Origin of the sequence: Umezawaea endophytica, assembly GCF_025061645.1 — a bacterium.
Taxonomy (GTDB): Bacteria; Actinomycetota; Actinomycetes; order Mycobacteriales; family Pseudonocardiaceae; genus Umezawaea; species Umezawaea endophytica.
In genome coordinates, this window is record NZ_JANYMP010000006.1 from 61001 (window position 1) to 85873 (window position 24873).

Annotated in this window: 21 protein-coding genes; 12 read left to right on the plus strand and 9 right to left on the minus strand. The window is 70.2% G+C overall.

Features of this window, described 5'->3' with window-relative positions:
* The first annotated feature begins 190 nt into the window (after nt 1-190).
* Both NZH93_RS14760 and NZH93_RS14765 read left to right on the plus strand, forming a co-directional pair.
* Complete coding sequence (locus tag NZH93_RS14760) at nt 191-3061, plus strand: alpha/beta fold hydrolase (protein ID WP_259623629.1); 2871 nt, start codon at nt 191-193, stop codon at nt 3059-3061.
* Nucleotides 3058-3999: an ABC transporter permease gene (locus NZH93_RS14765; protein ID WP_259623630.1), complete on the plus strand. Its 942-nt coding sequence runs from the start codon at nt 3058-3060 to the stop codon at nt 3997-3999. The genes NZH93_RS14760 and NZH93_RS14765 overlap by 4 nt, the downstream gene beginning before the upstream one ends.
* Before the next feature lie 92 nt (nt 4000-4091).
* Here the strand turns inward: NZH93_RS14765 and NZH93_RS14770 are convergent, their stop codons facing one another.
* Nucleotides 4092-4556, minus strand: a complete 465-nt coding sequence (locus NZH93_RS14770; RefSeq protein ID WP_259623631.1) for a cupin domain-containing protein — start codon at nt 4554-4556, stop codon at nt 4092-4094.
* 90 nt (nt 4557-4646) lie between these two features.
* Between NZH93_RS14770 and NZH93_RS14775 the strand changes: the two genes are divergently transcribed.
* Together NZH93_RS14775 and NZH93_RS14780 are read left to right on the plus strand one after the other, a co-directional pair.
* Nucleotides 4647-5240, plus strand: coding sequence for a TetR/AcrR family transcriptional regulator (locus tag NZH93_RS14775; protein WP_259623632.1), 594 nt, complete (start codon nt 4647-4649; stop codon nt 5238-5240).
* A 61-nt stretch (nt 5241-5301) separates the two neighbouring features.
* A complete protein-coding gene (locus NZH93_RS14780) occupies nt 5302-5682 on the plus strand; it encodes a VOC family protein (RefSeq protein WP_259623633.1) in 381 nt (126 codons plus the stop codon).
* 342 nt (nt 5683-6024) lie between these two features.
* Here NZH93_RS14780 and NZH93_RS49805 read toward each other — a convergent pair whose 3' ends face one another.
* The 3 genes from NZH93_RS49805 to NZH93_RS14795 are packed head-to-tail and all read right to left on the minus strand — an operon-like array spanning nt 6025 to nt 9774.
* A complete protein-coding gene (locus NZH93_RS49805; protein ID WP_308214199.1) occupies nt 6025-8121 on the minus strand; it encodes a protein kinase domain-containing protein in 2097 nt (698 codons plus the stop codon).
* 13 nt (nt 8122-8134) lie between these two features.
* On the minus strand, nt 8135-8932 hold the full coding sequence (locus NZH93_RS14790) for a hypothetical protein (protein ID WP_259623634.1): 798 nt from the start codon (nt 8930-8932) through the stop codon (nt 8135-8137).
* Nucleotides 8933-8937: 5 nt separating this feature from the next.
* Entirely contained in the window at nt 8938-9774 is an 837-nt protein-coding gene (locus tag NZH93_RS14795; RefSeq protein ID WP_259623635.1) for a vWA domain-containing protein, read from the minus strand.
* 226 nt (nt 9775-10000) lie between these two features.
* On the opposite strand from NZH93_RS14795, the gene NZH93_RS14800 reads away from it, so the two are divergent.
* On the plus strand, nt 10001-10393 hold the full coding sequence (locus tag NZH93_RS14800) for a contact-dependent growth inhibition system immunity protein (RefSeq protein WP_259623636.1): 393 nt from the start codon (nt 10001-10003) through the stop codon (nt 10391-10393).
* A gap of 578 nt (nt 10394-10971) precedes the next feature.
* Here NZH93_RS14800 and uvrB read toward each other — a convergent pair.
* Both uvrB and NZH93_RS14810 read right to left on the minus strand, forming a co-directional pair.
* Entirely contained in the window at nt 10972-13140 is a 2169-nt protein-coding gene (uvrB, locus tag NZH93_RS14805) for an excinuclease ABC subunit UvrB (RefSeq protein WP_308214200.1), read from the minus strand.
* A gap of 58 nt (nt 13141-13198) precedes the next feature.
* Nucleotides 13199-14497 (minus strand): DUF5685 family protein, encoded by a 1299-nt coding sequence (locus NZH93_RS14810; RefSeq protein ID WP_259623637.1) that lies wholly within the window; start codon nt 14495-14497, stop codon nt 13199-13201.
* A 74-nt stretch (nt 14498-14571) separates the two neighbouring features.
* Between NZH93_RS14810 and NZH93_RS14815 the strand changes: the two genes are divergently transcribed.
* Nucleotides 14572-15111: a ribonuclease FAU-1 family protein gene (locus NZH93_RS14815; protein WP_259623638.1), complete on the plus strand. Its 540-nt coding sequence runs from the start codon at nt 14572-14574 to the stop codon at nt 15109-15111.
* Nucleotides 15112-15201: 90 nt separating this feature from the next.
* Nucleotides 15202-15720, plus strand: coding sequence for a ribonuclease FAU-1 family protein (locus NZH93_RS14820; RefSeq protein ID WP_259623639.1), 519 nt, complete (start codon nt 15202-15204; stop codon nt 15718-15720).
* Here the strand turns inward: NZH93_RS14820 and coaE are convergent.
* The 3 genes from coaE to rpsA form a co-directional block, all read right to left on the minus strand.
* Nucleotides 15696-16871: a dephospho-CoA kinase gene (gene coaE, locus NZH93_RS14825; protein ID WP_259623640.1), complete on the minus strand. Its 1176-nt coding sequence runs from the start codon at nt 16869-16871 to the stop codon at nt 15696-15698. The two genes, NZH93_RS14820 and coaE, sit on opposite strands and share 25 nt — an antisense overlap.
* Before the next feature lie 12 nt (nt 16872-16883).
* A complete protein-coding gene (locus NZH93_RS14830; protein ID WP_259623641.1) occupies nt 16884-17372 on the minus strand; it encodes a hypothetical protein in 489 nt (162 codons plus the stop codon).
* A 748-nt stretch (nt 17373-18120) separates the two neighbouring features.
* The gene (gene rpsA, locus NZH93_RS14835) at nt 18121-19611 is read right to left on the minus strand and encodes a 30S ribosomal protein S1 (RefSeq protein WP_259623642.1); all 1491 of its coding nucleotides are present in this window, start codon (nt 19609-19611) and stop codon (nt 18121-18123) included.
* A 190-nt stretch (nt 19612-19801) separates the two neighbouring features.
* On the opposite strand from rpsA, the gene NZH93_RS14840 reads away from it, so the two are divergent.
* The 5 genes from NZH93_RS14840 to NZH93_RS14860 all read left to right on the plus strand — a co-directional run bounded on the left by NZH93_RS14840 (nt 19802) and on the right by NZH93_RS14860 (nt 24873).
* Nucleotides 19802-20632 (plus strand): class I SAM-dependent methyltransferase, encoded by an 831-nt coding sequence (locus tag NZH93_RS14840; RefSeq protein ID WP_259623643.1) that lies wholly within the window; start codon nt 19802-19804, stop codon nt 20630-20632.
* A gap of 66 nt (nt 20633-20698) precedes the next feature.
* Nucleotides 20699-21631, plus strand: coding sequence for a GNAT family N-acetyltransferase (locus NZH93_RS14845; protein ID WP_259623644.1), 933 nt, complete (start codon nt 20699-20701; stop codon nt 21629-21631).
* Between the two features lie 106 nt (nt 21632-21737).
* A complete protein-coding gene (locus NZH93_RS14850; RefSeq protein WP_259623645.1) occupies nt 21738-22403 on the plus strand; it encodes an ATP-binding cassette domain-containing protein in 666 nt (221 codons plus the stop codon).
* Nucleotides 22400-24280, plus strand: a complete 1881-nt coding sequence (locus NZH93_RS14855) for a YhgE/Pip domain-containing protein (protein ID WP_259623646.1) — start codon at nt 22400-22402, stop codon at nt 24278-24280. The genes NZH93_RS14850 and NZH93_RS14855 overlap by 4 nt, the downstream gene beginning before the upstream one ends.
* Nucleotides 24277-24873, plus strand: coding sequence for a TetR/AcrR family transcriptional regulator (locus tag NZH93_RS14860; RefSeq protein ID WP_259623647.1), 597 nt, complete (start codon nt 24277-24279; stop codon nt 24871-24873). The genes NZH93_RS14855 and NZH93_RS14860 overlap by 4 nt, the downstream gene beginning before the upstream one ends.

Below are 24873 nucleotides of genomic sequence, written 5' to 3' on the forward strand. Positions count from 1 at the left end.
CCACGCTCGCCCTGAGTGTGTCCCACCGGGGGTACCCCGCGCCACTCGTGGTGACCAGACGCACCCGTTCCGGCCGATTTCACCCGAAAGACCTCCGAGTTTCTTCCACCAGCCGAAATGCCGGGAGACCACGGGCAGGCCGCCCTATACCTTCAGCCCGTTCTCAGCAAACCTCCAATAAGGTCAACTCGTGTCCCACCTCTCCCGCCTCCGCGGCAGGTGGTCTCTCCCCATCGTGTTCGTGGTGCTCGCCCTCGTCGGCGGCACCGTGCTCTGGACACGATCGGAAGACGCCCCTCCGCCGGTGAGCACCCGTGACGCGGTGATCGACGTACCGGAAAGTCCTGGCAACTCGCAGACGATCCAGATCGACACCACGCTGTACCTGCCCGCCCAGACGCCCGCGCCCGCCGTCCTGCTCCCGCACGGTTTCGGCGGGAGCAAGGCCAGCGTGGCCACCCAGGCCACCGAGCTGGCCCAACGCGGGTTCGTCGTCCTCGCCTACTCGGCGCGCGGCTTCGGCCGCAGCACCGGCAAGATCTCGCTGAACTCCCTCGACTACGAGGTCAAGGACGCCCAGAAGCTGCTCGACTGGCTGGCCACCCGCGAGGAGGTGCAGACGGACGGCCCCGGCGACCCCAGGGTCGGCGTGACCGGCGGCTCCTACGGCGGCTCGCTGTCGCTGCTGCTCGCCGGTGTCGACCCGCGGGTGGACACCCTCGCGCCGGTCATCACCTACAACGACCTGTCGCAGGCGCTGCTGCCGAACTACGGCGCCACGCAGGCGTCCTCCGCGACCACGCCCGCCGCCGGTTCCTCCGGCGACGTCGGCGTGTTCAAGCGCTCGTGGGCGGGCATCTTCTTCTCCGCGGGCCTGTCCGGCGCCGACGGCACGAACCCCGGCCGCGAGGCTCCCGAGCCCGGCCAGGAGGACGACGACCCGGTCGGCAACGCCGCCTCGGCGGCGGGTTCCGTCGCCGCGCAGGGCCGCCAGCCCGGCACGGCCACCCCGCAGGCCCCGGACGCGTGCGGCCGGTTCACCCCGGAGGTGTGCGCCGCCTACACGGAGGTCGCGACCACCGGCAAGGCGAGCCCGGCGACGCTGAAGCTGCTGCGCGACGCCTCCCCCGTGTCCGTCACGAGCGGGATCAAGCAGCCGACGTTGATCGTGCAGGGCGAGCAGGACACCCTGTTCGGCCTCGACCAGGCCGACGCGAACGCCCGCCAGATCAGCGCGAACGGCGCCAAGGTCAAGGTCGTCTGGTACGCGGGCGGCCACGACGGCGGCAGCCCCGGCGCGTCGCTGCGCGGCGAGATCGCCGACTGGATGGCGTTCCACCTCCAGGGCAAGGGCACCGACCCCGGCACCGGCTTCGAGTACGCGGTGCAGGGCGCGTTCCGCACCAACGGGACGTCGTCGCTGCGGACCGTGACCTCGGGGAGCTACCCCGGTCTCACCGGCGGGACGGCGACCGAGCGGACCTCGCTGCCGCTGGAGGGCCGCGAGCAGATCGTGGTCAACCCCGCGGGCGGCAACCCCGCCGCGGTGAGCAGCCTGCCGGGCTTCGGCGCGGTCCTCAGCGGGTCCAACTCGCTGTCCAGCAGGCTGTCGATCGACCTGCCCGGCCAGGCCGCCGTGTTCAGCTCCGAGCAGCTCACCTCCCAGGTGCTGGTCGCGGGCTCCCCCACGGTGAAGCTGAAGGTCGCGGCGGTGCCCGGCCAGCCGGTGCCCGCCGAGGGCGCCGTGCTGTTCGTGAAGTTCTACGACGCCGACCAGAACGGCAACCGGACGCTCCCCGGCGCGGCCGTGGCGCCCGTCCGGATCACGTCGCTGCCCGCCGACGGCAGCCCCGTCGAGGTGTCCGTGTCGCTCGCGGGCGTCGTGCGGCCGGTCGAGAGCAACCACCGCGTGCAGCTCGTCGTGGCGACCACGGACCAGTCGTACGCGAACGCCGAGACCCCCGCCGCCTACCGGATCTCGCTGGCGGACGACGCCATCCAGCTCCCGGTCGTGCCGGGCACCAACGTGGTCGCGGCGACGTCGACCACCGCCCTGTGGGGCATCGGCATCGTGCTGCTGGCGTTCGTCGCGGTCGGCGTCGTGGCCGCGTTCCGGCGCAGGCTCGCCGCGGACGTCGACCCCGAGCTGCTGACCGTGCCGCTGGTCATCGAGAACCTGACCAAGTCCTACCCCGGCAAGCTCACCGCCGTGAAGGACCTGTCCTTCCGGGTCGAGCACGGCCAGGTGCTGGGCCTGCTCGGGCCGAACGGCGCGGGCAAGACCACCACCCTGCGGATGCTGATGGGCCTGATCCACCCGACCGAGGGCGGCATCAGGGTCTTCGGGCACAAGGTGACGCCCGGCGCGCCCGTGCTGTCCCGCATCGGCTCGTTCGTCGAGGGCGCGGGCTTCCTGCCGCACCTGTCCGGCACCGCGAACCTGCACCTGTACTGGGCGGCCACCGGCCGACCGGTCGAGCAGGCGCACTTCGAGGAGGCGCTGGAGATCGCGGGCCTCGGCAACGCCGTGAACCGCAAGGTCCGCACGTACAGCCAGGGCATGCGGCAGCGGCTGGCCATCGCCCAGGCGATGCTCGGCCTGCCGGACCTGCTCGTGCTGGACGAGCCGACCAACGGCCTCGACCCGCCCCAGATCCACCAGATGCGCGACGTGCTGCGCCGCTACGCGGCGGCGGGCCGGACGGTGCTGGTCTCCAGCCACCTGCTGGCCGAGGTCGAGCAGACCTGCTCGCACGTCGTGGTGATGCACAAGGGCCAGCTCGTGGCGGCCGGACTGGTCGAGGACATCGCGCAGGGCGGTGGCGAGGCCACGTTCAAGGTCGACGAGCCCGCGCAGGCAGCCACCGTGCTCCGGGGCCTCGACGGCGTGCAGGACGTGCACGTCGACGGTGAACTCGTGCACGCGGGCCTCAACGGCACGCCGCGCGCGGTCGCGCTCGGCGAACTCGTCAAGGCCGGGATCATGGTCGACCAGGCCGGTCCCCGCCGCAGGCTGGAGGACGCGTTCCTGGAACTCGTCGGAGAGGGGAGTTCGTCGTGAGCGAGCAAGAACAAGGCGCGAGCGGCGTCCACACCGACTCGGCCGCGATCGACGACCTGACCACGGCCGTGGCGAGCGAGGTGACCGCGGTCGCGCCGGACGGCTCGACCGTCGGCTACCGGGCCCGCAAGACGCTGCCGCTGCGGGTCGAGCTGATCCGCCAGCTCCGACGGCGCCGGACCCAGCTCGTGCTGGCGTTCCTGGTGCTGCTGCCGGTGATCCTGGTGGTCTCGTTCGAACTGGGCGAGGCGTCGCCGAACCGCCGCTCCGGCGGCTTCGTCGACCTGGCCACGGCCAGCGGCGTGAACTTCGTGCTGCTGACCCTGTTCGTCACGAGCAGCTTCCTGCTGCCGATGATCGTGGCGCTGTTCTTCGGCGACACGATCGCCAGCGAGGCGTCGTGGTCCAGCCTGAAGTACCTGCTGGCCGCACCGATCCCACGCCACCGGCTGCTGCGCCGCAAGGCCATCTCGTCCGGCCTGCTGTCGCTGTTCGCCCTGATCCTGCTGCCCGCCGTCGCGCTCGCCGTCGGCGTCGTCTGGTACGGCTCAGGCGAACTGGTCAGCCCCACCGGCGAGGCCGCGTCGTTCGGCGACGGCGTCACCGCGCTGGTGCTCGCGGTCGGCTACATCGCGCTCCACCTGTTCTGGGTCGCGGGCCTGGCGCTGTTCCTGTCCGTCGCCACCGACGCGCCGCTGGGCGCGGTCGGCGGCGCCGTGCTGGCGTCGATCCTGTCGCAGATCCTCGACCAGATCACCGCACTGGGCGACCTGCGGCAGTACCTGCCGACGCACTACGCGCTGTCGTGGGCGGACCTGCTGTCGACGGACATCGACTGGACGGAGATGACCAAGGGCGCGTTCTCGGCGCTCGTGTACGGCGGCCTCTTCACCCTGCTGGCCGCCCGCCGCTTCACCACGAAGGACATCACCAGCTAGTAGCTGAAAACGGGCCGACCGGCCAGGTGCGCGCTCTCCTCGGATCCCAGGAGAACAACCGCACCCGCCGGTCGGCCCGACCTTTTTCAACGTCAGGTGGCGTACTCGGTGGACGGCTCGGTGGCGTAGTTCTTCCAGATCGGCGCCATGGTCTCCCGCGTCATCGGCTGCCCGGAGTCGACCATCGCCTTGAGGTCGCGGAAGTACTGCACGTACAGGTCCGGTGTGAACGTGCTCAACATGACCGCCGGGTCGTCCCCGATGTTCGCGAACGTGTGCGGCGCGCCCGGCGGGACCAGCACCCACGTCCCCGCGCCGGCGTCGTGGTTTTCCACCCCCACGGTGAACCGCACGGTCCCCTTGAGCACGTAGAAACCCTCGTCGTGCTGGGCGTGCCGGTGCTGCGGCGGACCGGGGGTGTGCGGCGGGATCGTGATCTCACCGATCCCCAGCCGGTGATCGGTGTTGCTGCCGTCCTCGAGGATCCGAATCCTCGAAGACGGCCCGCTGGCGATGACCTCACCGTCGTCAGGACCGACAACCGATACAGCGACCATGGAACGACCTCCTGCTGAGTGACGTGATTGCAGCTTGTGCAATCACCGTAGCACCGTGACTGCACATCGTGCAGTCGCTAGTCTCCAACCATGCCCCGATGGAAACCGGACGCGGCCGAACGCCTCCAAGCCGCCGCACTGGACCTGTTCGACGAGCAGGGGTTCGAACGCACGACCATCGCCGAAATCGCCCAACGGGCAGGCCTCACCCAACGAACGTTCTTCAACCACTTCACCGACAAACGCGAAGTCCTGTTCATCCTGAGCGCAGAACTCCAACAGCGGATCGTCCAGGAGATCGCGACCTGCGACGACACCACACCACCACTCGACACCGTCGTACGCGCCCTAGAAGCAGTAGCCGAGACGGTGCTAGAACAACGCCGCACCGTGACAGCCCGCCGCCACGCCGTCGTCACCGCCAACCCGGAGCTGCACGAGCGCGAACTCAGCAAGAACGCCGCACTGACCACCGCCATCGCCACCGAACTACACACACGGGGCCACCCCCGGCAAACCGCGTTCCTGGCAGCGGGCGCAGCCATGCTCGCCCAACAGGCAGCCTTCCACCAGTGGACAACACCAGGCGAAACCCGAACCCTGAGCCACCTGCTGACAGAAGCGGTGCACTCCCTCAGCACCACAGTCAGCAACCCCGCAACGCGGAAGAGCCACCAACGTTAAGCCGAATTGGCGACAACAACAGTCCTGGTAGCCCACCGCCTTCGGGCGTAGCGTCCGCCCCATGCCTCGCCCAGTGCACTTCGAAATCCACGCCTCAGACCCAGCCCGCGCCCAGGCCTTCTACGAGTCGACGTTCGGCTGGAAGTTCCAGAGGTTCGGCGACATGGACTACTGGTCCATCACCACCGGCGACGAGGGCGACGGCATCAACGGCGGCCTAACAGTCCGCCGAGGCCCAGAACCAGCCCCAGACGCCCCAGTAAACGCCTCACCACTGACGATCGCGGTAGACGACATCGACGCCTACATAGCAGCCGCAGAACGCGCAGGCGCAACAGTCGCACTACCAAAAGACACAGTCCCAGGCATCGGCGACCTCGCGTACTACAAAGACACCGAGGGCAACATCTTCGGCATCATCCAACCCCTACCCCGCACCTAACCCCAAGAACCAGCACATCCCAGGGCCCCCGACCCCAACCGGACCCCCCACCCACCAGCACATCCCAGGGCCCCCGGCCCAAACCAGACCCCCCACCCACCGCCGCGTACCGGCCCCCGGCCCCAACGCCCCCCACAACGCAACCGCAACCCGACCGCAGCTTTTCCAACCCCACCCCCGGCCGGACCCCGATTTTCAGCGCAAGTCATGCCCGTTTCTTTTTGTCAAGGCATCTTTCCCGCCTTGACAAAAAGAAACGGGCATCGACACACTCGCGCCATCGGGGTCTTCCGGTCTTCCCTAGGTCTTCCCTAGGTCTTCCCAGCTCTTCCCCAAAACCCCCTACCGACCAACAACCGCAAACACCAAATACCGCGGATACGTAATCCGCCGAAACCCGTTCGCCTCACGAACAGCAGCCTCATACCGCCGCCCAGCCCGCTCAGCCCCACCCTCAGCCTTCCGAAGCACCGGAGCATGCCGACTCCGATCCTGCGACGCCTGCGCCGTCAACGCCCTCTGCTCCAAATCCAAAGCCGCCAAATCATGGCTCAACCGCTGATTCAACAACGTCTTCTTGGCCTGGATAGTCGCCTGAGCCTGCTGCTCAGCCGTCCCCAACTGAAGCAACTGCGCCCGGAACCGAGCCTCGATCACCTTCATCTGCCCCTCAGGCAAAGTAACCGGCTGCGACCGCCGAGCATGCCGCTCCTGCTCCCGCCGCCACTCCTCCAGCCGATTCGCCTTCACCTCCCCGATCCCAGGCACCCGAACGGAATACCCGGAAGTCAGGTGGAACTGCGCGATCTTGTTCTGGAACTGCCCGTTAACCATGAACCCGACACCACTGAAATCCGCAGCCGTCACGATCCCCGCATCACGCAGGTTCCCGACGAGCTTCCCCCCTATCCCATCGATCCCGCTCTCAGCGATCAGGATCCTCTCCAACTTCCCCCGAACATGCTCAGCCTGAGCCGCCAACAAAGCCTGGGCCAACTCCTGCCGAAGCTGATTGGCCGTACCAGTGCGCTCAGTAGCCAACATCGCCAAATACCGAGAATGCTCCTGATTGACCAAAGCAAGCTCACTACCGTGCGTGGCCTGCACCGTCTGCCGACGCTTCCGCCCGTCCTCAGCGATCCGCTTGGCCGCGTCCGCCAACTCATCCGCCCGCCGAGCAGCGACAGCCAACTCCTGCTTGGCCACCACCTGGTCCTGCCGAGCGTTGTCCCGATGAACACGCGCTTCCCGCGCGGCCTTCGCATCCGCCCCACGCACGTAGGACACCGCCAACCCAACGCACCACAGCACCCCACCGAACGCCGCCAGCCCACCGGCAACCGCCGGACCGACCAACGCGAGCGCCCCCAGCACCACCATCCCGACCAGAACGGCCGCCAACAACACTGTCGCCCCGATCAGACCGGGCCCGCGCCGGGTGAACCGCCGCTCCACCACCGGCTCCACGTCCGCCACGTGATCGGCCATCCACGCGGGCAGCCCCATGATCGTCGGCTGGTTGAACGCGTGCCGGGTCGACGGGGTCTCGATCGTGATGGGCTTCAGCTCCGGCAGCAGCGTCGGCGGGATCGCCACGAGCGCCTGCACCTGCCCCACCAGCAGCCGCACGTCCGGTGAGACGTGGTTGAGCAGGATCGAGAACCTGCTGGACGTCATCGGATCGGTGAAGTCGTCCTCGGCGAGCAGCAGGTACTCGCCGCCGTCCTCGCGGAGCTGCTGCCACAGCGCGGGTTCCGCGGCGAGCGCGACCAGCGACAGGTAGATCACCCATGCGGAGAACCGGTCGATCGTCGGGTCGAAGTCCGACTGCGACCGCGTCGGCGACTGGTAGTTCCGGTGCCCCAGCTCGGCGGCGCCCGCCCCCGCCAGCGCGGGGACGTACATGCCGTCGTAGTCGACCAGCCGCAGCGAACCGTCGCCGACGACGAGCAGGTTGCCGTGCTGGAGGTCGCCGTGCGCGACGCCCGAGTGCTCCAGCTCCGCCACCAGCTCGGCGAACCGCTGCGCCACGCGGGCGACGGCGGCCGAGTCGTTCACGTGGTCGTCGAGCCACCGGGTGAGGCTCGTGGCCTCCACCCAGTCCATCTTGAGGATCGGGTAGCGGCGCCCCTCGACCATGATCCCGTGCGGCAGGTAGGTGAACCCCACCTTCCAGCGGTGGTCGAGCTTGGCCAGGTGGTCGCTGACCGCGCGGTAGCGGACCTCCTGGTCGGAGACCTCCCTGGTGAAGCACTTGATCGCGTAGCGGCGCCCGTTCGCGGCCGTCACCGAGAACACGCTGGCGAAGTTGCCCGAGATCGCCCTCGGGCGGTGCAGCTTGTCCAGCTCGACGCGGGCGCCCTTCAGCTCCGGGTCGTCGAAGCACAGCGCTGTGTTCTGCAACGCTTCGACGTACGCCGCGCCGGACGGGAACCTCACGGACACCACGGGCCTACCCCAGGTCGACGTGCACGAGCGTCACGTCGTCGTTCTTCATCCGGCCGCCCGCGCGCTCGGTGGCCACCCACTCGGCGAACTCGTCGACGCTGCCCGCGGCGCTCAGGTCCCGCAGGACCTCCCACGGGCAGTCCTCCTGCTCGACCTCGGTCAGGAACCAGTGCGCGAGCGCGTCCGTGCCCAGGAAGAACTGGTCGCCCTCCTGGTAGTCGCCACCCGCGACGAACGCGTTGGACGCGATCAGCTCGTCGTCGCGGTTGCGGCTGTTCAGCAGCGCGGGCGACGTGCCGAGCGCGACCGCCGTGTCGACCGGGAACGCCCGCAGCATGCTGTCCGCGCGCACCTGGAACAGGCAGCTATCCCCCAGCGCCGCGGCGTGCCACAGCCCGACGTCGGTGAGGTGGAACGCGAGCAGCGTCGCGTACGCGCCCCGCTCCAGCCCCGGCTGCTCGTACCACTTGATCGGCCGGGCGGTCTCCTCGCGTTCCGCGATGTACGTCGCGAGCCAGGTGTCCCAGTCGTCGACGGCGCCCAGCACGACACGGGCGAACCCGGCCTCGCTGTGCAGCACCTCGGGCTTCGCCCGCACCGCCTCCACCGTCGAGTCGACCAGCACCCGCGCCCACGGCCGCGCCAGCAGGCTCTCCGAGGCGCCGTCCGCGACCGCGACGGACACCGGCCCGTCCGTCGGCTCGTCCGACGCGATCAGCGGCACCACGACGGACGCGTCCTCGCACTCCTCCGCCGTGGCGCCGTCCTTCGGCACCGACAGCGTCGAAACGTAGGCCCACATCGGCGTCAGCGCAGGTCGGTGGCGCGAGTACCGATGTCGAGGAACTGCACGATCGACGCGATGTCGGCGTTGTAGACGAACCCGCGCGTCGCGTCGCTGACCGAGAAGCCCTGCGTGGCGGCGTAGGACCGCATGTCCGTCGGCAGCACGCTGGACATGCCGAACAGCGTCTTCGAGTACGCGTCCGGCAGGGTCGTGTCCGTGTCCGGGAACGTCACCGGCTCGGCGTCACCGGCCGACACGTGCAGGTTGAACAGCAGCGCCGCGCCGTCCGCGCTGGCGTGCGCCCGGATGCCGGAGGCGGGACCGTCCGGGTCGCCGTCGGTCGCCTCGCCGTCGGTCAGGTTCAGCACGATCGGCGGGAAGCAGCCGGGGTGGTCCACCAGCCACTTCGACACGATCGACTCCGCGTACTGGAGCGCCCGCCCCATCGGCGTGCCCGCGTTCGCCACCGGGTCCATCCAGACGGGGAACCGGGTCGTCGTCTCGACCAGCCCGCCCGCGCCGTCCGGCACCTTCTTGACCCGCTCCTCGACCCGCGCGGGGTTGTCGGCCACCTCGCTCAACGGCACCAGGTCACGCCCCGCCAGCGCACCCGCGTACGCCGAGCCGACGGAACTGCCGTACCCGATGACGGCGACGTGGAAGTAGTCGCGCACGCCCTCTTCCTTGGCGCACTTGACGGACAGCTCGGTCAGCAGCCGGTTGATCGCGTCCGCGACCACGTCCGCCTTGCGCTGGGGGCTGTCGCCACCGATGGGGTCGTTCATGGACGCGGACTGGTCCACGAGGAACACGAAGCAGGTCGGGTTGACCCTGCTGATCTCGGCTGAGTAAGCCACGCGAGGTACCTCCGGAGTCGACCGCGTCACTGACGGCACCCACCGTAGTCCGTGTGCGCTCAGTCATTGAGGTCACTCGCTCCCCAACCGCCCTGGTCCACCGGTTCCCGCACCTAACCGCCGGGGCCTTCCCACCGCACCGTCCGAAGTGGGCACTCACGGTGACCTACCACCGCGCGGTGGGGAAAGATGGCCCGGAGTGGCCAAGCGACGTGGAAGGTGCCTGATGACGACTGACGGCCTGTCCCTGGACGAGGTGGACGGCCGTTGGGGCGCCGTGCCGTCGGACGCCACCGCGTTGATGAGAACGGTCTACGAACTGCGGCGCAGACCGATCGGCACGCTCCAACCCGAGGACCTGCGGGTGCTGGTGGGCCAGCAGGTCGGCTTGGACGTGCTGGTCCCCCGCACAGTGACCCTGCTCGAACAGAACCCGCTGCTCGAAGGCGACTACTACCCAGGCGACGTACTGGTCTCCGTCCTCCGCCTGCCGTCGACGTACTGGTCCGCCAACCCCGCGCAGCGCACGGCCGTCGAGGCAATCCTGACCACACTCGACCACCCCGACAGCAGCATCAGGTCCGCTATCAGGACGTTCCGCGAGGCGACGGCTGTGTGACTTCGGCAGTCACCAGCCGACCAGGCCGACGACGCCTCACCCGCACGGTCTCGCACCCACCCGCACGACCCAGCACTCCCCCGCCCCACCACCCCGCGCCCAACGCAGGGTCCAAGTAGTCGGACAGCGCCCCACGAGACGAGGAAGCGAGTCGCGGGGCGCTGAGCCAGTGGTCCCGGCGGTGGCCGGGAGGTCTGTGATGGCCGGAGCCTGCTCCCCGGCGGTGGCCGGGGACTGGAGGTCGGCGGTGGTCAGGAGGTTGGTGAAGGTCGAGGCCGGGAGTCGGGTAGCCAGGTGACCAGCAGGTCGGGAGCCAGGGTGTCGGGGGCGAGGGTCGAGGGCTGGGAGCCAGGTGACCAGGTGGTCGGGAACCAGGTCGTCGGCAACCTGGGTGGTCAGGACTCACGTCGTCAGGAGCCTCGGTCAGCCGGGACTCAGGTCGTCGGGAGCCTCGGTCAGCCGGGACCCAGGTCATCGGGAGCCTCGGTCAGCCGGGACCCAGGTCATCGGGAGCCTCGGTAGTCGGGACCCAGGTCGTCGGCAGCCTCGGTGCCGGGGGGTCGGGGGTCGGGGTCGGGTTACTTGACGCCTGCGGCGTCCATGCCTCGCAGCTCCTTCTTGAGGTCCTGGATCTCGTCGCGCAGACGGCCCGCCAGTTCGAACTGGAGGTCGCGCGCGGCGGCCATCATCTGGTCTGTGAGCTGCTGGACGAGGTCGGCCAGTTCCGAGCGGGCCATGCCTGAGCGGTCCTTGTCCGCGAGGACGCCGGAGCTGCGGCCTCCGCCCGCCTCGCCGGTCGAGCGCTTGCCGCGCGACGCGTTGCGGCCCGAACCGCCGACCTCGATGGCGTCCTCCGCCTCGGCGTAGACTTGTTCGAGGATGTCGGTGATCTTCTTCCGCAGCGGCTGCGGGTCGAGGCCGCGTTCGGTGTTGTACGCGATCTGCTTGGCCCGCCTGCGGTTCGTCTCGTCGATGGCGTGGCGCATCGAGTCGGTGACGCGGTCCGCGTACATGTGGACCTGGCCGGAGACGTTGCGCGCCGCGCGACCGATGGTCTGGATGAGGCTGGTGCCGGAGCGGAGGAAGCCCTCCTTGTCGGCGTCGAGGATCGCCACCAGCGACACCTCGGGCAGGTCGAGGCCTTCCCGGAGGAGGTTGATGCCGATCAGGACGTCGTAGTCGCCGAGCCGGAGCTGCCGGAGCAGCTCGATGCGGCGCAGGGTGTCGACCTCCGAGTGCAGGTAGCGGACCCGGATGCCCAGTTCCAGGAGGTAGTCCGTGAGGTCCTCGGACATCTTCTTGGTCAGGGTCGTGACCAGCACCCGCTCGTCGCGCTCGGCGCGGCTGCGGATCTCGTGGACCAGGTCGTCGATCTGGCCCTCGGTCGGCTTCACGATGACCTCGGGGTCGATCAGGCCGGTCGGGCGGATGACCTGCTCGACGAACTCGCCGCCCGCCTGGCCGATCTCGTACGGGCCGGGCGTGGCCGACAGGTACACCGTCTGACCGATGCGGTCGGCGAACTCCTCCCACGTCAGCGGCCGGTTGTCCAGCGCGCTGGGCAGGCGGAAGCCGTGCTCGACGAGGTTGCGCTTGCGGGACGCGTCGCCCTCGTACATGCCGCCGATCTGCGGGACCGTCACGTGCGACTCGTCGACCACCAGCAGGAAGTCGTCCGGGAAGTAGTCGATCAACGTCGCCGGGGCCGAGCCCGCCGGGCGGTCGTCGATGTGGCGCGAGTAGTTCTCGATGCCGTTGCAGAACCCGACCTGGCGCATCATCTCCAGGTCGTAGCTGGTGCGCATCCGCAGCCGCTGCGCTTCGAGGAGCTTGCCCTGGCGCTCCATCTTCGCCAGCGACTCCTCCAGCTCGCGCTCGATGTCGCCGATCGCCCGCTCCATGCGCTCCGCGCCCGCCACGTAGTGCGTGGCGGGGAAGATCCGCAGGTCGTCGACCTCGCGGATCACGTCGCCGGTCAACGGGTGCAGGTAGTACAGCTTGTCGATCTCGTCGCCGAAGAACTCGACCCGGATGGCCAGCTCCTCGTACGCCGGGATGATCTCCACCGTGTCGCCGCGCACCCGGAACGTGCCGCGCGCGAACGCGATGTCGTTGCGGGTGTACTGCACGTCGACCAGCGCGCGCAGGAACAGGTCGCGGTCGACCTCCGCGCCGACGGCCAGCGAGATCGACCGGTCGAGGTACGACTGCGGGGTGCCGAGGCCGTAGATGCACGACACCGAGGCGACCACGATCACGTCGCGCCTGGTCAGCAGGCTCATCGTCGCCGCGTGGCGGAGGCGCTCGACGTCGTCGTTCACCGAGGAGTCCTTCTCGATGTACGTGTCCGTCTGCGGGATGTACGCCTCTGGCTGGTAGTAGTCGTAGTAGCTGACGAAGTACTCGACCGCGTTGTCCGGGAAGAAGCCCTTCAGCTCGTTCGCCAACTGCGCGGCGAGCGTCTTGTTGGGCGCCATCACGAGCGTCGGCCGCTGCACCTTCTCGACCAGCCACGCCGTCGTGGCGGACTTGCCGGTGCCGGTGGCGCCGAGCAGCACGATGTCCTTCTCGCCGCGGCGGATGCGGCGTTCCAGGTCGGCGATCGCCGCGGGCTGGTCGCCCGCGGGCTCGTAGTCGGCGACCATGCGGAACTGCCCGTCGGTGCGGGGGATGTCGCCGACGGGCCGGAACTGCGAGTGCGCCTTGGGGGTCGCGTCCTCAGCGGGGATCTCGGTAGGGAATGCCACAGCACGAAGGTACGCCTGGGGTCCGACAATTTCTGATCGGCGCAGGTCAAACCCCCCGTCAACTGCAATCGCACCCGCAGCAGTCGCAGTCGCAGCAGTCACAGCCGTCGCAGTTGTTGCAGCAGGCCTCGTGCCACTTGCCGCTCCACGGGCCGGGGAACGGGTCGCGGCAGCAGTACTGGCAGGTGCCGCACTGGTAGAGCACGGCGAGGCAGCCCGCGAGGGCGTTGCGGCCGTGCGGCGGCGCGACCAGCTTCGGCCACGCCCACAGGAACCGCCCCGGACCGGGGTTCTCGCGACGCTTGCGGCCCTTCTTGCCCGGTGGCGGCGGGCCGGGCGGCGTCCCACCACCGGGCGCGCCGGGCGGCGGCACGGGCGGCGGGGCGTGCTGGCCGTAGGTGTTCTCCTGGCCGGGCGGCGGCTGGTAGGGCGGTGGCTGGGCGGCGGGCGGGTACATGCCGGGGTCGGGCTGCCAGCCGGGCGGTGGGGGTGGCTGGTGGGCGTGCGGGTCGCCGAACGCGCGCGCGATCGACTGCTTCAGCTCGTGCACGAACAGCACGTGCACCAGCCGGTCGTCGGTGAACGTCGCCTCGCGCAGCGCGAGCTTGATGCCGAGCGCCGCGTCGTCGCACAGCCGCCGCGCCTCGGCGAGGTCCGTGCCGGTGGCCGTCAGCGGGTTCCACGCCCCGGACGCGCGGTCGGCCTCGAGGTCTTCCACGGCGTCCAGCAGGTGCGCGAGCCGTCCGAACAGCCTGCCGACCTCGCGCAGCGGGACGACGTTGCCGGGGCGACCCGCGAGCACGGCGGTCTGCGCGCACGCCTCGCCGGTGGCGGTCTCGGTCGGTTCGGTGACCAGCAGGACCGAGCTGCCCAAGCCTGCGGTCGCCTCGACCTCCTCCTGCCTGCGCACGGCCTCGACCAGCACCGACGTGTCGAACCCGAGGTCCGCGCCGGTCTCGGCGGCCTGGTCGGCCCACCGCGACGCGACCCTGCGGCCCACGCCCCTGGCGGCGCGGCGGGCGAACACGCCGTCACCGTCCTCGACGTGGTCGCGGACCTTCGCCGAGGCGAGGACGAGCGAGACCGTCGCGGCCAGCCGGGCGCCCCGACCGTGGGAGACGTCGGCCGACCTCATGCCGCGCAGCGGGCACGGACCCGCTGCGCGGCGGCCGGTCCCGGCGGGCGACTGGGCCTCGACCATCGCCGAGATCGCCAGCCCGTCGTAGTTGGTGACGACCCTCGCGAACTGGCCGTGGTCGTCGCGCAGCGCCAGGCAGAGGCCGCACAGGTGGGCGAGCCAGGCCTCGCTCAGCTCAGGGCCGAGGCGGGTGCGACAGGGGCGGATGATCCCGAACATGCGCGGATCTTAAACAGCGGATTCAGCCGAATGTAGCAATATCGGCAGACGGTTGGACTCGGCAAGATAACGGGATGCACACGCAGGAGGCCGCCCCCGTGGCGCACATCCACCCGCCCAAGATCGAGTACTTCGACCTGGACGCGAAGAGCAACACCGACCCCAAGGGCCACCTGCGGGGGGTGGAGGAGTACCGGACGACGCCGCACGGGCTGTACATGTTCCGCCCGGTGCCCGGCCACCCGCAGCTCTCGCACTTCGAGTCGTGGCTGCTGCCCTCGTTCGGGCTGCGCGTCACCCGGCAGTCGTGGCACCCCGGCCACGAGCGTGACTACGACCTGTACGTGGACGTCGTCGAGATCACCTCCAGCGGCACGGTGTGGAAGACGATCGACCTCTACCTGGACCTGATCGTGCGCACCGGGCGCGGCGTGACCGTGCTGGACACCGACGAGCTGCTCGCCGCGCTGGCCGCGGGCCTGGTCCAGGCGCCGCGCGCGCAGTGGGCGCTGGAGACGACCTACCGGGCGGTCGCGGGCATCTCCGCGCACGGGTTCGACGCGATCCGCTGGCTGGCGTCCCAGGGAGCAGTCACGACCTGGCGACGCCGGTAGTACTGACAGTGTTTTGATACCCCAATCCGTGATGTAACAAATCGACCCGGAGGGTTACCGAACGCACACTTAGGGCTACCCTCGGGTCGCGTGGGAGCGGTCATCACACCTCAGCTCGTCGACACGGTCGACACCATAAGCGCTGTTCGCAGCTACTCCTCCGGGATGTCGCGACACCTGACGACCTGTGAGGTCGAACGGTGGGGCCTGCGGATGGAGTGCCCTACGCCGGAGGACCCGTTCTCCGACTCCGAGGTCACCTGGCTGATCCCGGACCTGGGTCTGCGGCTCACCCACCACCGCCCTCGATCGAGGCACGCGCGGCGGGCGCCGAGCGTGCTCACGGCGGTCCGCGTGGAGCGCGACGGCCGGTCGTGGCGCACCACCGACCTCCTGCTGGGCCTCGCCGTCCCCGGCGGCACCACCGCGCGGATCGTGCGCTCCGAGGAGTTCGCCGCCGCCGTCGCGGGCCGCGTCCTCCGCTCGGGTGACGCGGACCTGGCGCTGCGGACCGTGCACCGGACGCTGGAGGAGATCAGCCTGCACCGCCACGACATGACGTCGTGGCTGATGCACCGCGGCCTCTACGAGGTCTGGCCGCCGCTGTAGCCCATCCGCTCGGACGCCGCCGCCATCCACGGCTCCTTGGCGTCCGCGTAGTGCTCCCACGTCTCGTCCGAGGCGAACTCGGCCGACAGCTTCAGCTTCAACTCCTGGTAGTCCGCCACCTCGGCGGGGTTGGCCAGCAGCCAGTCGCGGAACCGCAGCGCCCACTCCCACGCCGGGCCGCCCTCGACCCGGACGTGCAGGTTGACGAGCCTGCGCGGGTCCGCTCCCGCGTGGAACCGCTTCCGCCACAGCGCCTGGTCCGCGCCTTCGGGCTTCGGCACGTCCTCGGCGTCCTTGTGCACCAGCGGGAACCCCGCGGCGCCCAGGCTCTCGGCCAGCTCGTCCGCCGCCTCGAGCGACGGGACGCCCAACTGGAGGTCGACGACGTCCTTCGCCGCCAGCCCCGGCACGGCGGTCGAGCCGATGTGCTCGACCCGCAGGCCACCCGCCGCCAGTGCGACGCGCGCGGCGATCCGCTTCGCCTGCCGCGGCCAGGTCTCGTCGTACGGCACCACCTTGGGGCGGCCGGACACCCGGCGGTGAAGGCGGACGTTCGCCTCGAACGGGACCAGTCGGTCGGCCCACAGCTCGTCCACGGCCGCCAGGACCAGGTCAGGGGTGCCGGAGTTGTCCAGCCACACGTCGGCCGCCGCCCGCCGCTGCTCGTCGTCGGCCTGGGCCGCGATCCGGTTGCGGGCGTCCTGCTCGGCCATGCCGCGCGCGGTCACCAGCCGGTGAACGCGGTCCTCCTCGGCGGCGTGGACGATCAGCACCAGGTGGTACGCCGGGGCCAGGCCGTTCTCGACGAGCAGGGGGACGTCGTGGACGACGACGGCGTCCTGTGCGGCACCCGCGATGAGTTCAGCCGTTCGGGCGCCCACCTTCGGGTGAATGATGCCGTTCAAGGTCTGGCGGGCCGTGTCGTCGGTGAAGACCTTGGCCGCCAGGGCTCCGCGGTTGAGGGCGCCGTGCTCGTCCAGGACGTCGGCGCCGAACGCCGCGACGATCTGCGCCAGGCCCTCGGTGCCCGGCTCCACCACCTCGCGGGCCAGCTTGTCGGAGTCGATCACCACGGCCCCGTGCTCGGCCAGCCTCTTGGCGACCGTCGACTTGCCCGACCCGATTCCCCCTGAGAGCCCCACGCGCAACATGGGGCCAGTCTTTCAGGAGATCTGCTGGGTCATCGACTGGACGGCGAATCCGGACATGACCGCGGGCAGCTTGTCGTCCGGGAGGAGGCCCGCTTTGGCCCTGACGACGAAGGTCGACTTGCCGAGCGAGCCGATGAGGATGTGCTCCACGGGGGTGGACAGCAGGGTGCCGCGCTGCTTGCCGACCTCGACGTCGGTGACGACCGCGCCGTCCCGGCGTTCGGACTCCGTGCTCTCGGCGATCCGCTGGGCCGCCGAGGCGTCGTCGGCGAACGTGGAGACGCCGATGACCAGGATCGCGTCGGTGAGCCCCTTGCCCGCCGGGATGCCGTGGTAGCAGTCGATCTTGCCGGTGCGGGCGATGCTCGGCTCGGGGATGCCGATGATCTCCGTCGGCTTGGGGAGTTCCTGGCCGATCGCCTGCGCGACCTGTTCGGTCGGGACGATCATCTCGCAGCCCTCGGGGAGGGGGCGGTCGGCCATCACCGGGGTACGGGTCACCGAAGTGGGGACCACGATCGTGGGGATTCGCGGGGGCGGCGCGGCTTCGCGCTTCGGTGTCGCGCAAGCCACCAAAGCCATGGCGCACAAGGCCATCACCCAACCTACCGACAGCTTCTGGAACCCGACGCCAGCCATAGGAGACCGAACCTAGTAGGCCGGAAGGTCGAATCCAAGCGGCATGCCGGGTGGAGGTGGGTGGTGTTTGGGGTTGACCTGATCGGGGGTGTGAGTGGGGGTGGGTTCGAGGTGTGGTCGGGGTGGGGGTGATGGGGATCGAGGCGGGCCAGAAGGTGGGTGGGTGCGAGGTGCGGAGGGGGTGGGGTCGGAAGGCGGGGAGTGGGTAGGTGGGTGGTCGGGTGGGGTGGCCTCTCCCCGATTTTTTGATTGTTTCGATGCTTTGCCCTGCTTTGTCAAGGCGGGAAAGATGCCTTGACAAAGCAGGGCAAAGCACGAACGCGCTGGGGATCGGGGGGCGGGTGGGGTCTGGGTTCGGCCCGTGGTGCGTTGTCGGGTGCGGTTGGCGGTGGGTCGCGATGGTTGTTTGTGGTTAGTGGGGCTTGTGCCGCTTGGGTGGTGCCGCGGGTTGTGTTGGTTGGCTGCGGTGAGTGGGGGCTTGGACGTGCCTACTGCTGGTGGTGGCTGGCGCGTGTGGGCCGTGGCGTTCGTTGTGCGGGAACGGCGAAGCCCCGCACCACTTGCGTGGTGCGGGGCTTCGTCAGTCAGTTTGGCTGGTGATCCGTGAGGATCAGGCGCCGCCCGACAGCTTCTCGCGGAGGAGGGCGAGCTGCTCGTCGCTGGCAAGGGTGCCGCCGGACTGGGCCGGGGCGCCGGTGCTGGACGCGGCGGCCGGGGCGTCGCCACCGGAGGAGTAGTTGGTCTCCCCCGCGGCTTCTTCCTCAGCGGCAGCGGCCTTGGCGACCTGCTTCATGTGGGCCTCGTAACGGGTGTGGGCCTCAGCGTACTGACGCTCCCACTCCTCACGCTGCTTGTCGAAGCCTTCCTGCCACTCCTGGCTCTCGACGTCGAAGCCTTCGGGGTAGATGTAGTTGCCCTCGGCGTCGTACTCGGCGGCCATGCCGTACTGCGTCGGGTCGAACTCGGAGTCGACCGTGAAGCCCTCGTTCGCCTGCTTCAGCGAGAGGGAGATGCGGCGGCGGTCCAGGTCGATGTCGATGACCTTGACCATGACGTCGTCGCCGACCTGCACGACCTGCTCCGGGATCTCGACGTGGCGCTCGGCCAGCTCGGAGATGTGCACCAGGCCCTCGATGCCCTCGTCCACGCGGACGAACGCGCCGAACGGAACCAGCTTCGTGACCTTGCCGGGCACGATCTGGCCGATGGCGTGCGTGCGGGCGAACTGGCGCCACGGGTCTTCCTGCGTCGCCTTGAGCGACAGCGACACGCGCTCGCGCTCCATGTCGACGTCGAGGACCTCGACGGTGACTTCCTGGCCGACCTCGACAACCTCGGACGGGTGGTCGATGTGCTTCCAGGACAGCTCCGAGACGTGCACCAGGCCGTCGACGCCACCGAGGTCCACGAAGGCACCGAAGTTGACGATCGAGGACACGACGCCCTTGCGGACCTGGCCCTTCTGGAGCTGGTTGAGGAACTCGCTGCGCACCTCGGACTGCGTCTGCTCCAGCCACGCGCGGCGGGACAGGACCACGTTGTTGCGGTTCTTGTCCAGCTCGATGATCTTGGCTTCGAGCTCGCGGCCGACGTAGGGCTGGAGGTCGCGCACGCGGCGCATCTCGACGAGCGACGCGGGGAGGAAGCCGCGCAGGCCGATGTCGAGGATCAGACCACCCTTGACCACCTCGATGACGGTGCCCTTGACCGGCTCGTCCTTCTCCTTGAGCGCCTCGATGGTGCCCCACGCGCGCTCGTACTGAGCGCGCTTCTTGGAGAGGATCAGCCGACCTTCCTTGTCCTCCTTCTGGAGAACGAGGGCCTCGACCTCGTCGCCGACCTTCACAACATCGTTGGGGTCAACGTCGTGCTTGATCGACAACTCGCGCGAGGGGATGACGCCCTCGGTCTTGTAGCCGATGTCGAGCAGGACCTCGTCCCGGTCGACCTTGACGATCGTGCCCTCGACGATGTCGCCGTCGTTGAAGTACTTGATCGTCTTGTCGATAGCGGCGAGGAAGTCCTCCTCCGTACCGATATCGTTGATCGCGACCTGCTTCGGCGCCTTGGCGACCGGGACAATGGTGGTGTCGGTGGACATTAGGTAGGTGGCTCCGGTACGGATTGGGATTGGGTGGCCTGCAAAGTGCGTCGCGCGGCGGGCACACCCGACCCCCACAGGCCAGTTTTCGTGCTACTGGATCATGGGCAGAGCTAACCCACTACGCAGGCGGTATCGTACGCGGCTTCGCGACCAGCGGGCAAACCGGTACCCCCACGTTAGGAGCAGTGTGTCCACGCAGCACGCCAGTGCCGAACTCACCCTCGGCACGACCGGGATCGCCAAGAGGCCCGTGGACGCCGCCGAGTCGCGCACCGCCAACCGGATCTGGTGGGACGCCGACGCCGACGACTACCACGCCGAGCACGGCGACTTCCTCGGCGCGGCCGACTTCGTGTGGTGCCCGGAGGGGGTCCGCGAGGAGGACGCGCGGCTGCTCGGCGACGTGGTGGGCAAGCGGGTGCTGGAGGTCGGCTGCGGGTCGGCGCCGTGCGCGCGGTGGCTCACGGCGCAGGGCGCACGCGCCGTCGCGTTCGACATCTCCACGGGCATGCTGCGGCACGCCGCCGCCGCGAACCGCGAGACCGGGATCGACGTACCGCTGGTCCAGGCGAGCGCGGACGAGCTGCCGTTCGCGGACGGGTCGTTCGACGCCGCCTGCTCGGCGTTCGGGGCGGTGCCGTTCGTGGCGGACTCCGGCGCGGTGATGCGCGAGGTGTCGCGGGTGCTGCGGCCCGGCGCGCCCTGGGTGTTCGCCGTGACTCACCCGATCAGGTGGATCTTCCCGGATGACCCCGGCCCTAGCGGGCTCACGGTCACCCAGTCGTACTTCGACCGGACGCCGTACGTCGAGGTCGACGGGCTGGGCCGGGCGACGTACGTGGAGCACCACCGGACGATGGGCGACTACGTGCGGCAGCTCGCGGACGCCGGTCTGGAGCTGGAGGACCTGCTCGAACCCGAGTGGCCCGCCGGGCACGACCGCGAGTGGGGCCAGTGGAGCCCGCTGCGCGGGAAGCTGTTCCCCGGCACGGCGATCTTCCGGACCCGCAAGCGGTAGTCCACCCGGCGACGCGCCCGCAACCGTGCCGTCGCGCGCGGGCGCCGTGGTCGTAATGTGGAGGTCATGACGGTAGGTCGAGGACTGCTGGACACCCAGTCCGCGTACTTCGCCTCCTTCGACCCGCTCCTCCCGCCCATGCCGGACCCGCCCGACGGTGACGTGCTCACCGCGGCCCTCCCGGACGGCACGCGGGTGGCCGGCGTGCTGCGCAGGCAGGTGCACGACCGGACGTCCCTGGTCAGGCTGTGGTCGGCCACCGAGGTGTGGGAGCTGACCCCCCTGCTCGGCGCGACGGGCGGGCACGGGATGGACGCGCTGCTGCGGTCGTGGCGCAAGGCGATGGACCGCGTCGGCACGGCAGAGCCGGACTCGTCGTGCGTGGTCACGTGGCCGAGCCGCGACGTCTCGGCGACGAAGGCGCTGCTCGCCCACGGCCTCGTGCCGCTGTCGACGGCCGCCGTGCGCCGGGCCGCGCCGCACACCGAGGTCAGGGCGTCGTCCACGCTCCGGATCCGCCGGGCGCGGCCGGACGACATCGAGGCGACCCTCCAGCTCTCGCTGGCCGAGCTGAGCTACTCCTCCCAGGTCGGCTCCACGATGGCGCGGCCGGAGGCGGCGGCGCTCAAGCGCCGTTCGCTCAGCGAGCGGCTGGCGGCCAACGGCCTGGTGTGGCTGGCCGAGCAGGACGGGATCGCGGTGGCGATGGCGGAGTGCGCCGTCGTGCGGTCGGAGCCGGGGAACGGTTCGCTGACCAGGCTCCCGCAGGGCCGCTGGGGGTACGTGAACTGCCTCTCCGTGCTGCCGGGCGCCCGCGGCGGCGGCCTCGGGCAGCAGCTCATGGCGCACGTGCACCGCGAGCTGGACCGGATGGGCACGGTCGGCACCTACCTCTACTACAACCCGCCGAACCCGCTCTCCTCGGTGTTCTGGCCGCGTCAGGGCTATCGTCCACTGTGGACCGTGTGGGAAGTGCGCCCGGCCTCCGCGCTGCGCTGAGCCGTCCGTTTCGCGAGGTTGCCGAGAACGTCACACCACTTCGGGTTGCGAGGTACTCCCCTGCGCGCGACTATTTGAACTGACCGGTCAGTTCAAGGAGGCAATGGTGGAGATCCACGCCCAACGCGTCGGCGTCACGGGGGCACACGGCCCGCTGCTGAGGCCGACCACGCTGCGGATCGGCGCGGGCGAGTTCGTGCTCGTCGCGGGCGAACCCGGCGCGGGCCACACCGCGCTCGGCCTCGCCCTGTCCGGCAGGCTCCGGCCCAGCACCGGGTCCGTGCTCCTCGACGGCTCCGACGACCCCGCCGAGCTGCGCGAGCGAGTCGCCCTCGTGGACGCGCCGGAGGTCAACGAGCCAGAGGCCGCGCTGAAGCTGAGCACCGTCGTCGGCGAGGAACTGGCCATGATCGGCAGGCGCAGCGGTCGCAAGGCCGTCGCGGACTGGCTGGTCGACCACGGCGCCGACGCGCACGCGAACAGCCGCTTCGAGCACGTGCCCGCGGACCTGCGGTGCGCGCTGCTGCTGGAGCTGGCCGCCGCCCGGCCCGGCGTCCGGACCCTCGTCCTCGACAGCCCCGACCGCTACCACGGCACCCCGGAGACCTGGCTGGCGCTGGCCAGGGCGCAGGTCTCCCCCGAACGCTCGGTCGTGGCGCTCTGCTCGACCAGCACGGCGCGGCTGCTGGACGTCCCGGCCGCGCGGCTCGGCGAGGACAACACCCCCGAGGTGGAAACCGAAGAACCGGAAGTTCAGGAGACGACGGCGTGACCGCGATCCGGATGGCGCTCAACGAACTGCGCCGGGTCAGCTCCGGCACCCTGCCCAAGCTCGCGCTGCTCGCGCTGGCGCTCGTGCCGCTGCTGTACGCGTCGCTCTACCTGTACGCCAACAAGGACCCGTACTCGAACCTCAAGCACGTGCCCGCCGCGCTCGTCGTGGCCGACCGGGGCACCGACCAGCTCCACGCGGGCCGCGACGTGGCCGACGAGCTGGTCAGGGGCGGCAAGTTCGACTGGCGCCAGGTCAGCTCGGAGGACGCCGAGAAGGGCGTCCGCGACGGCACCTACACGTTCGCGCTGACCCTGCCGGAGGACTTCTCGCAGGCCCTCTCCTCCTCGGGCGACTTCACCCCGCGCCAGGGCGTGATCACGCTGACCACCAACGACGCCAACAACTACCTCGGCAGCACCATCGCGAACCAGGTCGTCACGGAGGTCCGCCGCTCGGTGTCGGTGAAGATCGGCGAGGAGGCCGCGGACCGGCTGCTGCTCGGCTTCTCGACGATCCGGCAGAAGACCGTCGAGGCGGCCGACGGCGCCACCAAGCTCGCCGAGGCGCAGCAGTCCGCGCTGACCGGGACCCAGCAGCTCGTGGACGGCGCCACCCCGCTGGCCGCGGGCGCGGGCACCCTGGCGAACGGGCTGGACCAGCTCCAGGCGCAGACGAAGGACCTGCCGCTCAAGTCCCAGCAGCTCGCCAACGGCGCGAGGCAGGTGTCCGACGGCAACGCGACGGCCGCGACGACGGCCGAGGACTACGCCGCGAAGGCGCAGGCGCTGGTGAACGGGCTCGACCAGGTCAACGGCGACATCGCGGCGAAGCTGCGGGCCGCGGGCATGCCGGAGGAGGACGTGCAGCAGGTCCTGACGGCGCTGGGCCAGGCCAAGGCGCCGGTCACCGACGCCAACACCAAGGTGCAGGGCGCGGCGGGTCAACTCCGGCAGTTGGCCGACGGTGCCAAGCAGGTGTCCGACGGCGCCGCCCAGCTCGCGGCGTCCACGCCCGCGCTGACCGACGCGATCGGCAGGCTCGACGACGGCGCGGGCACCCTCGCGTCCGGCGCCGTGCAGCTCCGCGACGGCGCGACCAAGCTGCGCGACGGCGAGCAGCAGCTCGTCGACGGCACGGCCAAACTCCGCGACGGGCTCACCGAGGGCGTCGGCCAGATCCCGAACCCCGATGACCCGACCCGCGAGTCGACCGCGAAGACCATCGGCGACCCGGTGAACGTGCGCGGGGTCAGCCAGACCGCCGCGGGCACCTACGGCGCGGGCCTCGCCCCGTTCTTCCTCGGGCTGGCCACGTGGATCGGCGCGTTCGTGCTCTTCCTGCTGCTGCGGCCGCTGTCCCGGCGGGCGCTGGCCGCGGGCCAGTCCGCAGTGCGGGTCGCGGTCGGCGGCTGGCTGCCCGGCGCACTGCTCGGCATCGCGCAGGTGGTCGTCATGTTCTCCGTCGTCACGCTGATCGTGGACATCCGGCCGAGCGACCCCGTCGGCACGCTGGCGTTCCTGTTCCTCACGTCGATGACGTTCGTCGCGGTCCTGCACGCCCTCAACGCCCTGCTGGGCGCGGTCGGCAAGTTCGTCGGGCTGGTGCTGCTCATCCTCCAGCTCGTGAGCGCGGGCGGCACGTTCCCGTGGCAGACCATCCCCGAACCGCTGTACCCGTTGCACTACGGTTTGCCGATGGGCTACGCGGTGGACGGCTTGCGCCACCTCATGTACGGCGGCGAGCTGGGCGGCGTCGGCCACGACGCGCTGGTGCTGGTGGCGTACCTCGTCGGAGCGCTGGCGGTCTCGACGTTCGCCGCGTACCGCCAGCGGGTCTGGACGCCGTCGCGGCTGAAGCCGGAACTCGTGCTGTGAGCGGCCCCCGGCCCGGCCGCACCGGGGTCACCAAGCAGAAGCTGTTCGACGCGGCGCTGAAGCTCGTCGGCGAGCGCGGCGCGGCGTCCGTGACGGTGGACGAGATCGCCGCCGAGGCCGGGGTCGCGAAGGGCACCGTCTACTACAACTTCGGCAGCAAGGACGCGCTGGTCGACGCCCTGCTGCGGCACGGGGTGGACCTGCTCGCCGCGCGGTTGCGCCCGGCCCAGGAGGAGTCCGGGACCGAGGACGCGCTGGCCGCGCTGGTCGACGGGATGCTCGGCTTCTTCGCCGAGTACCCCGCCTTCGGCCAGCTCCTGGTCAGCGAGCTGTGGCGGACGCCCGGCCAGTGGCACGGCACGCTCAGCCTGCTGCGCGACGACATCGTGTCCATCGTCAAGGCGCAGGTGCAGCGGGTGCACGACGCGGGCCGCCTCCCCGAGGGCGTCCAGGTCGGCACGGCGTCGGCGGCCCTGTTCGGCACGCTGCTGGTGGTCGCGCTCGACTGGCAGGTGTTCCAACCCGACCGGTCGATGGTCGAGGTCCGCGAATCGGTGCTGCTGCTGGTGCGCGGCCTCGGCCCCCGGACCTGA

Bases quoted from the DNA above. Each gene is read 5' to 3' on its own strand.
- NZH93_RS14800 (WP_259623636.1), top strand. From the start codon at position 10,001: ATGACGACTGACGGCCTGTCCCTGGACGAGGTGGACGGCCGTTGGGGC.
- coaE (WP_259623640.1), bottom strand. From the start codon at position 16,871: ATGTTGCGCGTGGGGCTCTCAGGGGGAATCGGGTCGGGCAAGTCGACG.
- rpsA (WP_259623642.1), bottom strand. From the start codon at position 19,611: ATGTCCACCGACACCACCATTGTCCCGGTCGCCAAGGCGCCGAAGCAG.
- NZH93_RS14780 (WP_259623633.1), top strand. From the start codon at position 5,302: ATGCCTCGCCCAGTGCACTTCGAAATCCACGCCTCAGACCCAGCCCGC.
- NZH93_RS14815 (WP_259623638.1), top strand. From the start codon at position 14,572: ATGCACACGCAGGAGGCCGCCCCCGTGGCGCACATCCACCCGCCCAAG.
- NZH93_RS14770 (WP_259623631.1), bottom strand. From the start codon at position 4,556: ATGGTCGCTGTATCGGTTGTCGGTCCTGACGACGGTGAGGTCATCGCC.
- NZH93_RS14790 (WP_259623634.1), bottom strand. From the start codon at position 8,932: ATGTGGGCCTACGTTTCGACGCTGTCGGTGCCGAAGGACGGCGCCACG.
- NZH93_RS14775 (WP_259623632.1), top strand. From the start codon at position 4,647: ATGCCCCGATGGAAACCGGACGCGGCCGAACGCCTCCAAGCCGCCGCA.
- NZH93_RS14845 (WP_259623644.1), top strand. From the start codon at position 20,699: ATGACGGTAGGTCGAGGACTGCTGGACACCCAGTCCGCGTACTTCGCC.
- NZH93_RS14810 (WP_259623637.1), bottom strand. From the start codon at position 14,497: ATGTTCGGGATCATCCGCCCCTGTCGCACCCGCCTCGGCCCTGAGCTG.